The 12727-nt window shown below is 52.5% G+C and carries 10 protein-coding genes; 8 read left to right on the forward strand and 2 right to left on the reverse strand.

What is annotated here, in order from left to right:
- The first annotated feature begins 166 nt into the window (after nucleotides 1-166).
- Nucleotides 167-892, forward strand: a complete 726-nt coding sequence (locus AC1RJL_RS00560) for an SIMPL domain-containing protein (protein ID WP_492910790.1) — start codon at nucleotides 167-169, stop codon at nucleotides 890-892.
- A gap of 55 nt (nucleotides 893-947) precedes the next feature.
- Here the strand turns inward: AC1RJL_RS00560 and AC1RJL_RS00565 are convergent, their stop codons facing one another.
- Both AC1RJL_RS00565 and AC1RJL_RS00570 read right to left on the reverse strand, forming a co-directional pair.
- A complete protein-coding gene (locus AC1RJL_RS00565) occupies nucleotides 948-1316 on the reverse strand; it encodes a PilZ domain-containing protein (RefSeq protein ID WP_492910791.1) in 369 nt (122 codons plus the stop codon).
- A gap of 87 nt (nucleotides 1317-1403) precedes the next feature.
- Nucleotides 1404-3227: a hypothetical protein gene (locus AC1RJL_RS00570; protein ID WP_492910792.1), complete on the reverse strand. Its 1824-nt coding sequence runs from the start codon at nucleotides 3225-3227 to the stop codon at nucleotides 1404-1406.
- Between the two features lie 177 nt (nucleotides 3228-3404).
- Between AC1RJL_RS00570 and AC1RJL_RS00575 the strand changes: the two genes are divergently transcribed.
- The 7 genes from AC1RJL_RS00575 to hfq all read left to right on the forward strand — a co-directional run bounded on the left by AC1RJL_RS00575 (nucleotide 3405) and on the right by hfq (nucleotide 12695).
- On the forward strand, nucleotides 3405-4910 hold the full coding sequence (locus AC1RJL_RS00575; protein ID WP_492910793.1) for an NAD(P)H-hydrate dehydratase: 1506 nt from the start codon (nucleotides 3405-3407) through the stop codon (nucleotides 4908-4910).
- A gap of 21 nt (nucleotides 4911-4931) precedes the next feature.
- Entirely contained in the window at nucleotides 4932-5405 is a 474-nt protein-coding gene (tsaE, locus tag AC1RJL_RS00580; protein WP_492910794.1) for a tRNA (adenosine(37)-N6)-threonylcarbamoyltransferase complex ATPase subunit type 1 TsaE, read from the forward strand.
- A gap of 78 nt (nucleotides 5406-5483) precedes the next feature.
- A complete protein-coding gene (locus AC1RJL_RS00585) occupies nucleotides 5484-7283 on the forward strand; it encodes an EAL domain-containing protein (RefSeq protein ID WP_492910795.1) in 1800 nt (599 codons plus the stop codon).
- Nucleotides 7284-7632: 349 nt separating this feature from the next.
- The gene (locus tag AC1RJL_RS00590) at nucleotides 7633-9366 is read left to right on the forward strand and encodes an N-acetylmuramoyl-L-alanine amidase (protein ID WP_492910796.1); all 1734 of its coding nucleotides are present in this window, start codon (nucleotides 7633-7635) and stop codon (nucleotides 9364-9366) included.
- A 23-nt stretch (nucleotides 9367-9389) separates the two neighbouring features.
- Nucleotides 9390-11303: a DNA mismatch repair endonuclease MutL gene (gene mutL, locus AC1RJL_RS00595; protein WP_492910797.1), complete on the forward strand. Its 1914-nt coding sequence runs from the start codon at nucleotides 9390-9392 to the stop codon at nucleotides 11301-11303.
- 5 nt (nucleotides 11304-11308) lie between these two features.
- Nucleotides 11309-12310 (forward strand): tRNA (adenosine(37)-N6)-dimethylallyltransferase MiaA, encoded by a 1002-nt coding sequence (miaA, locus tag AC1RJL_RS00600; protein ID WP_492910798.1) that lies wholly within the window; start codon nucleotides 11309-11311, stop codon nucleotides 12308-12310.
- A 118-nt stretch (nucleotides 12311-12428) separates the two neighbouring features.
- Entirely contained in the window at nucleotides 12429-12695 is a 267-nt protein-coding gene (gene hfq, locus AC1RJL_RS00605) for an RNA chaperone Hfq (RefSeq protein ID WP_039912679.1), read from the forward strand.
- Nucleotides 12696-12727: the final 32 nt, after the last annotated feature.

Consider the following 12727-nt stretch of genomic DNA (forward strand, 5'->3'; position numbering starts at 1 on the left):
TCCCACTTACATGAGCGACATGATTGGCAACGCACTGATTGCCTGCGCTGTTTCCGGCATGATCACGTGGTCACATTGATGCGTATTACATTTTTAAACATTTGATTTTGTTGATGTTCAGACTTCGCCGCTATAGTGAACATGACATTTTAAACGGAGTATTTGTATGAAATTCTTGATTCCCGCTGTTGCATCCCTGTTGTTGAGCATTCCCGCATTTGCCACCCCGCTGCCTGCGCAACCGCACGTTTATGTGGAAGGTTCGGCCGAGATTGAAGTCGAGCCGGATATGATGACCTTTACGCTCAGCATCCAGACCGTCGATATCGACCTTGCCAAAGCCAAAGCAGATGTAGACAGACGCTCGCGTTTATTAATCGATGCCAGCAAAAAATTCGGTATTAAAGCCAATGACATCGCCACAACCGCATTAAATATTCGCCCGGAATATGAATACAAAGACAACCAACGTGTGTTGACTGGCAATAACGTTTCCCGTCAGGTCGACATCAAACTGCGCGATTTGAAAAAATATCCCGAGATGATGAAAGCGCTGGTCGACGCAAAAATTTCCGAAACGATTAATACCAATTTAACCGTCGCTGATAAAAAAGCTGTGGAAGAGAAAGTGCAAACTGCGGCGATGGAAGATGCCAAAGCCCGCGCTGGTCGCTTGGCTAAGTCGCAAGGGCAAACCCTGGGCGCGCCCTGGTCAATTTCAGAATTTAATAATCGCGGCAATGAGCGCTGGGAGTTGAACCCGAATCGCAATCTGATGGGAAGTTCTGCAAAAGAAATCGGTGCTATGCGTATGGCTGATTCAACTGAACCCTTTGAGCCGGGTGTTATGAAAATTACCGCGCAGGTGTATGTGGTGTATTTGTTGAAATAAAAACTGGCTTACATCCTTTCTCTATCAGCTCGCGCGCTTGCTGTTGCGAGCTGAATCAATCCGCGCAACTCTGCGCAATAAATTCCTTCCATTGCACAATATCGGTTCCGTCAGAATCGAACAGGCTCAGGCCGATTAAATAATCGCCTTCACTTTCGTGGGGGCGGCACCATTTGACTTCGGTGACGAGCAGGAACTGGCGGTCGCTTTGCGAGTCGCGGATGCAGCAGCGCAGGATGATGTCGGTGGCGATAGCTTCGTTGGCGATGACGCGCATACCGTTGGCGGAAATATCCAGGCTTTTACTGACGACCAGGATTGGCTCGCCATTGGCGGATGAGCCGAGTTCGATGATCACCGTCAGCTGGTTATCAAGCCGATACTCCTGGCGTTGATCGTTATTGTTCATGAGTGTTTTTCCCATTGCTGGTCGCCCGTATTTATTATTGACACCTGTTTTTACAGCTTATTATCACTGGTTTGCGGCTGCCTATTACCACTTACGCCAGACTTAAGATATATCGCGGCGTAACCCGCGAATGACTTTGGCCAACTGGTCTTCAAAGTTATCGCCATTGCGCAGTATTTTTATTTTATCGTCGATCATCAGCGCAATTAATTGTTCGCGCGCGTATTCGCCCAGTTTTCGTCCGACTTGATCAGCAAAAATGTATTTTCCGGTCGAGTTGATAATCACCGATAACTTCGCGCGCAATTTTTCGTCCGGATTTGATTTGTTGCTAATGTCCAGCCAGGCACCCACTTGTAATTCGTTGATACTTTGCGCCGCCTGTTGCTGTTTTGCAATGATTTCGGCGACTTGGGTTGCTTCTTGTTCGATGCGTAAACGCTCGGCTTGGACCGCCTGTTCTGCCTCGCGCCGTATTTTTTCATCTGCCAATGCGCGCGCTTCCATCATCGCTTTGCGTGCGGCGGCGCGGCGCGCTTCCAATTGCTCATGCAGGCGTTCCTGTTCAGCGGCGCGCTCGCGCTCTGCTGCTTCGGCAGCGGCTTGTTGCTGGGCGATAATCGCGCGCACGACTTGTTCGGCTTTGTTTTTATGCAGGAGTAATTGTGCTTGCACGCTACGATTTGCGCGCTCAATCAGCGTGGCCAGTTGTTGGTTGATTGCATCGGTAAGGTGCTGGCTGGGCAGCGGTCGCGCGATTCCGGTGGATAAGCAGAGCGCGAGATCCTTGGTGCTTTTATTCATCACTTTGCGCCCGGTGTGATCGACAAACAGGAATTGGTCGAGCTCCGGATTTTTGAAGGCGAGTTTACAGCGGATGTTATCGACACCTTCGTCCGTCACTTTGCCATCGAAGATAATCCAATCGCCCGGCTGGATATTCTCGGTCTGCTGCAAGAGCGCACGCGGCACCCGCGTGTTGGCATCGTTTTGGCCGTTGGCATTGGCGATTGTCGGGAAGCGTGTGCATTCAAGCGGCTGCTTTTGGATCGCATTCATCAAGCAGCGATTCAGCTGCTCGACAAATTGGGCGTAAGCTTGGGCGTTACTGGTGGGATGCTGCAGGCTGCGCTCCAATTCGGCGATCACTAACGGGATTTGGTCGTAGAGTAATTGGTCATCAACCTCGATGCCGTCACCGGAAAACAATTGGCCGATGGCAGGTAATAGTCGCTGCCAACTTTTCCATAAAGGTAGCTGGGGTAACTCAACCGGGCTGGTATTAAATGCCCAATACTGCAATTCACTTTTCAGTGTGCCGGTGATGGTGCTGTGCAATTCGGTAGGGAGCGGGCGCTGGGCGAGGTTGTGGTTAATGGAGTCGGTCACGCGGGTTTCGGCACTGGTTAATTTCAGGTTCGCCAGTTCGGTTTCGCACAAACGCGCTTCAAGCATGGCGGCGCGTTTGTCTTCAGCGGCAAGCCAATTATTGAACTCCTCCAGATGCTGTTGCATGTTGGCGGCGGGAACAGTCTGGTCATTGTTCGACCGGTAATGCAGGATAAACGCAACCAGCTCGCTCAGCTTGTCGTAAAGTTGTTGGTTGGGCCTTGAATCGCGCGGGCACCAACGGCTGGCAGGTTGAATGATAGTGTTGAAAAAAGCGCGCAATAAATGTTCGGGTGAGCAGTAAAATTCGTCGTCATTAGCGATCTGCGCCAGTGCAACCGGCATGACGTTATCCAGCAGCGACTGGAGGCGCGCATCCCAGGGATTGGCGCGGACAAAATGGCTCAGCAATTCAGCGGCGAGTTGTTGGCGCAGTGCGGCGGGATCGGAGGCCTCAGTGGCGGCGATACTGGCGAAAACTTCGCTCAGTTGCAGCGAATCGCCGTCGATGATGGCTTGCAGGGTAAATTCAGACATGCGTTTCCGTTACAGCTATGGAATCAATAAAACAGAGATTTTCCCCAATATAGCCAACTTGGATGCGCATTGCTGTCTTTTATCCCTCCTTGTGACTGAGTTTTCATCTGCCTTAACCTCACTCCGGCAACTTGCGTATAATCGCGCCTCATTCTTGCCCGCTATTGGTTGCGTCCCATGAAAATTACCGCCCAGTCTCCTTTTCTTTACACCGCCAGCGAAGTTTACGCGCTGGATGATGCCGCTATCGCCGGTGGTATTCCTTCGATCCAATTGATGAAGCGCGCCGGGCGTGCGGCCTTTGATTTGTTGGTCGAGCGCTTTCCGGCACCTGAATTGATCAGTGTTTATTGCGGCGCGGGCAAAAACGGTGGCGACGGCTATGTGCTGGCGGCCTTGGCGGCGCAGCGCCTATTACCGGTGCAAGTAATCCAATTGGCCGCGCCGGAAAAGCTGACCGATGAGGCGCTCCAGGCGTACGAATTTGCCCTGCAGGAAGGCGTTAAGATTATTCCGTTTGTCCAGGCGACGGCACCGGCGAACGGCGTGATTGTGGATGGCCTGTTGGGAATTGGCCTGCGCGGCGCGCCTGAGGGTGAATTTGTCGCGGCAATTGAGCAGATCAACCAAAGCAGCCTGCCGGTATTGGCATTGGATATTCCCTCCGGCTTGAACGCTGATACTGGCGCGGTTGCCGGTGCAGTTGTACAAGCGCAGCTGACCATCCCCTATATCGCGCTCAAGCGCGGATTGTTGACCGGTCGCGGTCCGGCGGTCGCTGGTGAGTTAGTCCTTGCTAATCTGGATATCCCTTCTGCGACTTACGATATTGTCTCGCCGAGCGCTGAGCGCCTGTCAATAAACAAACTTTTACCGCTGCTCGCGCCCCGTGTTGCCGATGCCCACAAAGGTGATTTTGGCCATGTGATGGTGATCGGTGGCGATACCGGATTTGGCGGCGCGGCATTGATGGCTGCCGAAGCCGCCGCTCGTACCGGTGCCGGTTTGGTCAGCATCGCCACACGACCGGAACATATCCCGGCGATACTCGCGCGTCGCCCCGAAATCATGGCCTGCGGGATTGTCTCCGGCCAGGAACTGGAACCGCTGCTGGCGCGCCCGACTCTGTTGGTTGTCGGCCCCGGACTTGGACGTTCGCCCTGGTCGGAGCAAATGTTGCAGCAGGCGGTAAAAAGCGGTTTGCCTTTGGTGCTGGATGCCGATGCACTCAATATTCTTGCCGAAAGCCGCGTTGTGCCTGCCGGCACCAAGCGGGGTACTCCGGACAGCCCGTGGATACTTACGCCGCATCCGGCTGAGGCCGCCCGCTTACTTGGTATCACCACCGCCGAGGTGCAGGCTGATCGCTTCGCCGCAGTGCTGGCGATCAGCGCGCGCTATAACGCCAGCGTCATTCTCAAAGGTGCGGGCAGTTTGGTTGCATCAACCGAAGGGCTTATTGGTGTAGTGACGGATGGTAATCCCGGTATGGCCAGTGGCGGTATGGGCGATGTGCTCTCCGGCATCCTCGGCGGTCTGGTCGCACAGGGTTTGAGCGCGCGCGACGGTACACGCCTTGGTGCGGTGATCCACGCCTGCGCCGCTGATTTGGCTGCGGAAGACCACGGCCAGCGCAGTTTACTGGCGACCGATTTAATCCCTTATCTTGGTGAGCTGCTTTAACCGGTAATTCTGGATATATCTATGCCTATCTATCAGGCCAACAACGAGACGGAAATGGTTGCTCTGGGCGAGCAACTGGGGCAAGCGTTTACCCACTATCCCAGCGCCCTGAGCGTGCATCTGCTTGGCGATCTGGGCGCAGGCAAAACCACGCTCACGCGCGGAATCTTACGTGCTTTCGGTCACACCGGTGCAGTAAAAAGCCCTACCTACACATTGGTTGAGGCCTATGAATTTCCAGCGCGAACGGTGTACCACTTCGATCTCTACCGCTTGGGCGATCCGGAAGAGCTGGAGTACATGGGCATCCGTGATTATTTTACCGATCATAACGTCTGTTTGATCGAATGGCCTGCGCGCGGCGACGGCGTGTTGCCGGTGCCCGATCTGGTGATCGATATCAGCGTTGCCGATGAAGGGCGCTGCCTTGTGCTGCACGCCAATTCCGCAGCCATCATCGCCTTGCTTCCGCCTGCCCATCAGCCTGATTGGTGAAAATCCTATTCATGCCCTAGGCTTAATTGATCTTTCGACAGACCGCGTGTCGGATTGCCATTAATTGAGTGTTAAAGGATGTGCCTGAGTTACCCATTTCCGGCAGCGAGATGCCAGCGTTCACGACGTTACGAAAAGCCGCGATATGAGATAAGTTCGTACCGCAACGCCACCGTTTTTTTAGTTCTGTTGTTATTCCTGCCGGATACCGTTTTTGCCTATGAGCCGTCCGCGCGGATTTTATTCGGCGGCGATCTTGCCTATCCGCCATTGGAGTGGATGGAAAAAAATCAGGTGATGGGATTTAACCGTGATCTGGTGCGCGAGGCTGAAGAGGAATCATTTGCGCATCAACAATATCACGGGTGGGCGTCGGTGCGTATCGGGCCGCCCTTTTGGTCGCGCGATTTGGAACCCGCAGAGGCCGACAATAGCTGGCTACATTTTTTCTCCGCCGGTTTTGCATTTTTGCTCGCCGCCTTGGTGCTCGGCGGCAGTTGGTATTGGAGCTTGAAACGCACCGTCGACCAACGTACCCGCGAACTGCGCGATGCATTACAACAGCGTGAAGTGGCCGAGCAGGAATTGCGCCGCGCGATTAATGTTGATTCTCAAACCGGCCTTGCCAAGCTGCCGTATTTTATCGATCAGCTGGATGATTATTTTCACGCGCATCAACGCCCCATCAGGCAAGAGAAAGAAATCCTGATTTTAAAATTGGTCGATTTGGATGTAATTGTGCGCACTTTTGGTGTTGCGCGCGCCGAAATGATCGTCAGTGCATTCGCCATGCATCTGTTAAAAATGGAAGACGCTCTCGCTGCTTATCTGGGGCGTGGCGTGTTTGCGTTGTTTATAAATAAATGCAACGCATTGGATTTATTTGACCAACTGAACAGCGATATGGCGGCATCAGATCCTGGATTGAGTTCGCAATTTGTCGGCGGTTCTGCCTATTGGCCCGAGCACGGCCGCTCGGCGGGAAAATTAATGCGGCACGCAGAAACTGCATTGGCGATGAGCGAATTGCGCCGTCGTCGCTGGCTGGCTTATGAGCCGGCGATGGAACCGAGCCGGGTCGATCTGGATATTATTTCGATTTTTATCGATGGCAATGTGCAAGGAGTTTTCCCGGTGTTCCAGCCGCAATTGGATTTGCGCACTGGCAAAATTTTATCGGCTGAAATTCTGGTGCGTTGGCAGCATCCGCGCCTGGGATTGGTGCCACCAAATGTGTTTATTCCGCTGTTGGAAAACTCCGGTTTGATTGAACAGGTAACGGCGCAGATGATCGACGAAGCGGTGCGTGTTGCCGTGTTATTGCGCAAGCGCGATTTACCTTGTTGCGTGAGCGTCAATATCGCCGCTTACGATGTGATTGAATCCAATCTCGCTGACATTATCAGCCAGGCATTGATCCGCTATCAGGGCGTGGCCAGTGATATCAAACTTGAGTTGACCGAAACTTCGGTTGCATCTGATCCACAGCACGTTAAAAAAGTGCTGACCCAATTGAGTGAGTTGGGCATCTACGCTTCAGTTGATGATTTTGGTACGGGCTATTCGTCGCTCTCATACTTGAGTTTGTTTCCGATCCGCGAATTAAAAATAGACCGCACTTTTGTCGGCGATATGATTGGCAATCCGCGCAACCACAGCATAGTGCGATCGACCATTTTAATGGCGCGCGAGCTGGGCTTGATCACCATTGCCGAAGGTGTGGAAGATGACCAAACCCTGCAAATGTTGAAAAAAGATGGCTGTGATATCGTGCAGGGGTATGTGGTCGCGCGGCCGTTGCCGGAAGCGGAATTCATTGAATTTATGCGCGCCCATGCGGCGCAGGTTTTTGATATCAGCCAGTTTATGAAAGGCTAGTCTTTTATGAAAAGTTAATTTTTTTAAAGCCCAACCCAAGATGCGCATTAGTGTGAGGGGTGATGCCCATAAGATTTGCACAGGGCGCTAAGGCGAGGTATTGAATTGATAGCATAATAGGTACGATAAGTATTTTGATGATCGCGATAACGCAATTACCAGGCCGTGCGACCGTTTCGCAGAATGAGGACTATGCTGCTGATTAATCAGTGACCTAATTGGCAATTTTGCTAGAGCGAAAGCGGTTTTTTGCGGTAAAGTGCAGTCTGTGCGGCCTGATTGTTCGGGGTATTCATACGGCCACACCATAATTACAATCAGATTGTTGTTGATGTTATTGAGATCGCCTATGTCTTTTTTTCGCTGGCTGAGTGCTGTTTTTTGCCTGGGCATTGCAATTTTTGCCCTGGCCGCCCAGTCGGCCACGGTTAATGGGGTGCGTGTATGGCGCGCGCCCGATCACACCCGCATAGTGCTGGATCTGGATGCACCGGTGCAGCACAGCCTGACGCTGGCAGGAAACCCGGACCGCATTATCCTCGATGTCCCCAATAGCAAACTTAACGCCGGTTTAGGTAATTTGCCACTCGCCGATACCCCTGTGATGGTAATCCGCAGTTCCGTGCACAATAAAACCGGTTTGCGTTTGGTGCTGGATTTAAAAGCCAGGGTCACGCCCAACAGTTTCTCGCTCAAAGCGCACGCCGGTATGCATGATCGCCTGGTGATCGATCTGTACGATGAGGTGCCCTCAACCGCAGTTGCCACAGCGACACCGCCATCTCCTTCCGCCACCCCGGCGGCAAAGCCTTCTGTATCAACCAGTTTGCCTCCCGCCCAGGTTGTCAGCGGTGCGCAACCGCCTGCCACTAATACCACACCGGCGACCGCGGTTGAGAAAACTGTTGTTGTGCCCCAGCCGAGCCTACCGACAGCCAATGTGGATTTACAGGGCAAACGCACGATTGTGATTGCAGTTGATGCCGGCCACGGTGGTGAAGATCCGGGGGCGATGGGGCCAAATCGCCTGCGCGAAAAAGAAGTGACCCTCGCGATTGCCAAAGAGCTGATTGCTGTGATCAATGCGCAGCCGGGGTTTTCCGGGAAACTAACCCGTACGGGCGATTACTTTATCCCGCTGAAAAAACGCCGCGATTTGGCGCGTACTATGAAGGCCGATTTATTTGTCTCCATTCACGCTGATGCTTTCACCAAAGCCAGCGCCCGCGGTGCATCGGTGTTCGCGCTCTCGCGCAACGGCGCCACGTCGGAAACGGCGCGCTTTCTGGCGCAGCGTGAAAACGAATCGGATTTGATCGGCGGTGTAGGTGATATCAGCCTCGGCGACAAGGACCAGGTCTTGGCCGGTGTGTTGGTGGATTTGTCCATGACCGCCACACTCAACTCCAGCTTGCAGGTCGGCCATCACGTATTGAATTCGATGGGCGGGATAGCTCATTTGCATAAACACCATGTGGAACAAGCGGGCTTTTTGGTGCTCAAATCGCCGGATGTGCCATCAATTTTGGTTGAGACAGGGTTTATCTCCAATCCCGAAGAGGCACGCAAGCTGGCAACGGTCGCCTATCGCAAGCAAATGGCAGGCTCCGTGTTCAAAGGTATTCGCCAGTATTTTTACCAGCATCCACCGGCGGGCACTTATATCGCTGCGCAAGTCCAATCGGGCAATGTGAAAGATTTTGAGCGGCAACATGCGGTGGTGTCGGGCGATAGTTTGTCGGGAATTGCAACGCGTTACGGCGTGAGCGTACAGCGCTTGATGCAATACAACAACATGCGCGATACCAATGTGAAAATCGGCCAAACATTAAAAATCCCTGCAGGCAATGCCACTGTTGTTGCGAGCCAACCGGTAGTGCAATCGCCGTCGCCCGTTGTGCAACCGCGCCCGGTCATTGCCGCCAAACCGGCGCTGCCGCGCCAACATAAAGTGGTCGCTGGCGATACCTTGTCGCGTATCGCAACGATTTACGGCGTGAGTGTCAGCGAATTGCAGCGGCACAATAATATGAAAAATGCCACCGTAAAAATTGGTCAGACGATTAAAATCCCCACCACTTGATGTCTTCACGTGATTTGCATCCCATGAGAAAAATTAAACTGCTCAGCCCGCGCCTCGCCAACCAGATTGCTGCTGGCGAGGTAGTGGAGCGTCCTTCTTCGGTAATTAAAGAATTACTGGAAAACGCACTTGATGCCGGTGCAACGCGCCTTGAAATCGATATTGAAGAGGGCGGGATAAAATTAATGCGCGTGCGCGACAACGGCGGCGGTATTGATAAAGATGATTTGCCTCTCGCACTCAGCCGTCACGCCACCAGCAAAATTTATGAATTGGATGATCTTGAAGCCGTTGCGACCTTAGGGTTTCGCGGTGAAGCGCTCGCGAGTATCAGCTCGGTTGCGCGCCTCGCCTTGATCAGCAGTACCAACGAAGAGAGTGCCGGTTGGCAAGTGGTCGCCGAAGGGCGCGATATGGAAACCCAATTGTCACCCGCACCGCATCCGCGCGGTACTACGGTTGAGGTGCGCGATTTATTTTTTAATACACCGGCAAGGCGCAAGTTTTTGCGCACCGATAAAACCGAATACACCCATCTTGAAGACGTTGTAAAACGTTTAGCGTTATCGCGTTTTGACGTTGCCTTTAATTTGCGTCACAACGGCCGCGCAATTTATTCCTGGCGCGCAGGCGATTCGCAATTGGAGCAGGAGCGTCGCGTTGCACAAGTGTGTGGACCGGCGTTTATGGAAAATGCAGTACATATTGATATTGAGCGCGGAACTTCTGATCGAGGGAAATTGCGTCTATGGGGGTGGGTAGCACTGCCGACCTTTTCGCGCAGCCAGGCAGACTTGCAACATTTTTATGTAAACGGCCGCGCAATTCGCGACAAGCTCGTCAGTCACGCCGTGCGGCAGGCTTATCAGGATGTTTTATATCACGGTCGCCATCCGGCGTTTGTGCTGTATCTGGAATTGGACCCGTCGACTGTTGATGTGAATGTGCATCCCACCAAACACGAAGTGCGCTTTCGCGATAATCGCAGCGTGCATGATTTTATTTATTCAAGTTTGCATCACGCGCTCGCAAAAGTCCGCCCGGAAGATACCTTGGCGAAACGCGAATTGGGTGAGGGTGCCGACGAAGCGCCCGGTGTAAATTCATTTGCACTTTCATCGGCTCGACCAATTCAAGGCATTGCTGCCGGCGAATTTAAAGGACAGGAGAGCATGGGTTTTCGTGCGGCGTCTGCCGGTAATAATTATGGATCTGGTTATTCATCGTCAAATTACCAGCCCGCAGCGATTAATCCGGATGCTGTGCGCGAGCAAATAGCGACCTACGGTGAGTTGCATCGCTCAACAAACACTGCGGCGACTTATGTGTTGCCCGAAACCTCCAATGATGATATTCCACCCTTGGGTTACGCCATTGCCCAATTAAAAGGTATTTATATTCTGGCGGAAAATGCGCAGGGTTTGATTGTGGTGGATATGCATGCAGCGCACGAGCGTATTACCTATGAACGTATGAAAGAGTCATTTGGCTGCGGCGGTATTCAAACCCAACCGCTGTTGGTACCGGAGAGTATTGCAGTCAGCCAGAAAGAAGCCGACTGCGCGGAAAATTTTTACGATATTTTTAAAAGCCTCGGCTTTGAATTGCAACGCGCGGGGCCAGAGACATTATTGATTCGCCAATTGCCGGTAATTTTAAATCGCGCAAAAGTGGAGCAGTTGGTGCGCGATGTGTTGTCGGATTTGATTGAGCATGGCAGCAGCGAGCGCATCCAACATCACATCAATGAAATTCTCGGCACCATGGCTTGTCACGGTTCAGTGCGTGCCAATCGCAAGCTGACAATTCCGGAAATGAACGCACTGCTGCGCGATATGGAGGCCACCGAGCGTAGCGGGCAATGCAATCACGGTCGCCCCACCTGGCTGCTGCAATCGCTCGATGATCTCGACAAATTATTTATGCGCGGCCAATAGTGGATATGAATACATCTGCGCAAAAACTGCCGGTGATTTTTTTGATGGGGCCAACGGCCTCCGGTAAAACAGACCTCGCCATTTCCCTGCGCCAGCATTTGCCGGTTGAGTTGATCAGTGTGGATTCCGCCCTGGTCTATCGCGGCATGGATATTGGCTCGGCCAAACCGTCTGTGCAGGAGCAGGCATTAGCACCGCACCGCCTGATCGATATTCGCGACCCTGCTGAACCCTATTCGGTAGCGGATTTTTTGGCGGATGCTGAGCGCGAAATTGCAGCTATTCATGCGCAGGGGAAAATCCCGTTGTTGGTTGGCGGAACCATGCTCTATTTTCGCGCGCTGCTGGATGGCCTGGCAGAGATGCCGGCAGCAGATGCTGAAGTGCGCGCGCAAATTGAATGCGAGGCAGAAGAGTTTGGCTGGCCGCATATTCACGCGCAACTGGCGTTGGTTGATCCTGAAACGGCAGCCGATATTCATCCCAATCACTCGCAGCGGCTAAGTCGGGCGCTGGAGGTTTATCGGGTGAGCGGCAAAACCATGGCGCAGCTGCGCCAGCTGCAGCATCAACCTTCGGCGCAGCAATCGTTTTGCGAGCGCTACAATGTTTGCCAGCTTGCGATAGCACCGCGTGATCGCGCCATCCTGCATCAACGTATTGCTGCGCGATTTGAAAAAATGCTCACCGGTGGCTTGATTGATGAAGTTCGGCATCTACACCAACGAGGAGATTTACATCCGGATTTGCCTGCGATTCGCGCAGTGGGTTATCGCCAGGTGTGGGATTATCTCGATGGACGTTTGGATTACGGCGAGATGATCGAGCGGGGAATTATTGCGACGCGACAATTAGCCAAGCGACAATTCACTTGGTTGCGCGGTTGGTCGACAACATCAAATAGTGAACTACACTGGATATACACTGAGACTGAACAGGGAATTTCACTCACAAAGGAAGAAATTGTGCGTTGCGCCTTGAATTTTATAGGGGGCGCAGCCATATAATGCCCACGTGAGAACCCTAGTCAGATTTTCATGCTTTCTTCCACCCCTTCCTTACTGGATGTATTAGGTGTTTTGGGTGGGTAATTACTATAATTTTTATTGTCCCTAGGAGATAAACATGTCAAAAGGGCATAGCTTACAAGACCCTTACCTGAACGTTCTACGCAAAGAGCGTGTGCCTGTATCCATTTATTTAGTAAATGGTATTAAGTTACAAGGCCAGGTTGAGTCATTTGATCAGTTTGTCGTGCTGTTGAAAAACACTGTAAGCCAAATGGTTTACAAGCATGCAATCTCCACCGTAGTACCATCACGTGCAGTGCGCGTACCTCTGCTGAACGAAGCAGGTGGTATCGAAGGCGAAGAAGACGAGCAAGCCGAGTAATTTATCAAATCATTGATACAACCTCGAGGTCG

It is taken from the genome of Cellvibrio sp. GW822-FHT04B05, from assembly GCF_058800985.1.

Coding starts and splice junctions, on each gene's coding strand:
- AC1RJL_RS00560 (WP_492910790.1), top strand. CDS start 167: ATGAAATTCTTGATTCCCGCTGTTGCATCCCTGTTGTTGAGCATTCCC.
- AC1RJL_RS00565 (WP_492910791.1), bottom strand. CDS start 1,316: ATGGGAAAAACACTCATGAACAATAACGATCAACGCCAGGAGTATCGG.
- AC1RJL_RS00570 (WP_492910792.1), bottom strand. CDS start 3,227: ATGTCTGAATTTACCCTGCAAGCCATCATCGACGGCGATTCGCTGCAA.
- AC1RJL_RS00575 (WP_492910793.1), top strand. CDS start 3,405: ATGAAAATTACCGCCCAGTCTCCTTTTCTTTACACCGCCAGCGAAGTT.
- tsaE (WP_492910794.1), top strand. CDS start 4,932: ATGCCTATCTATCAGGCCAACAACGAGACGGAAATGGTTGCTCTGGGC.
- AC1RJL_RS00585 (WP_492910795.1), top strand. CDS start 5,484: ATGTGCCTGAGTTACCCATTTCCGGCAGCGAGATGCCAGCGTTCACGA.
- AC1RJL_RS00590 (WP_492910796.1), top strand. CDS start 7,633: ATGTCTTTTTTTCGCTGGCTGAGTGCTGTTTTTTGCCTGGGCATTGCA.
- mutL (WP_492910797.1), top strand. CDS start 9,390: ATGAGAAAAATTAAACTGCTCAGCCCGCGCCTCGCCAACCAGATTGCT.
- miaA (WP_492910798.1), top strand. CDS start 11,309: ATGAATACATCTGCGCAAAAACTGCCGGTGATTTTTTTGATGGGGCCA.
- hfq (WP_039912679.1), top strand. CDS start 12,429: ATGTCAAAAGGGCATAGCTTACAAGACCCTTACCTGAACGTTCTACGC.